The sequence below is a fragment of the Pseudomonas khorasanensis genome (assembly GCF_014268505.2).
Taxonomy (GTDB): domain Bacteria; phylum Pseudomonadota; class Gammaproteobacteria; order Pseudomonadales; family Pseudomonadaceae; genus Aquipseudomonas; species Aquipseudomonas khorasanensis.
Genome location: NZ_JABWQP020000063.1, coordinates 1 through 310, shown reverse-complemented (window position 1 = coordinate 310; position 310 = coordinate 1). Strand labels below are relative to the sequence as shown.

Genomic DNA, 310 nt, shown 5'->3' with positions numbered 1-310 from the left:
CGTCAAAGTCCAGTTTCACTGGGACCGCGAAGGTCAGGCCGACGACAAAACCAGCTGCTGGCTGCGCGTTTCCAGCGCCTGGGCCGGCGCGCAATACGGCGGCATCGCCATCCCGCGCATAGGCATGGAAGTGCTGGTCACCTTCCTTGAAGGCGACCCCGATCAACCGCTGATCAGCGGCTGCCTGTACCACAAGGAAAACACCGTCCCGTACGCCCTGCCGGCCAACAAGACTCGCAGCACCTTCAAGACACTGAGCTCGATGGGCGGTGGCGGCTACAACGAACTGCGCATCGAAGACAAAAAAGGC

General features: G+C 61.6%; 1 protein-coding gene. It reads left to right on the top strand.

Annotation, left to right across the window (positions count from 1 at the left end):
• Positions 1–310: type VI secretion system tip protein TssI/VgrG (gene tssI, locus HU727_RS25600; RefSeq protein WP_217847167.1), on the top strand; the 310-nt coding region annotated here is incomplete at both ends.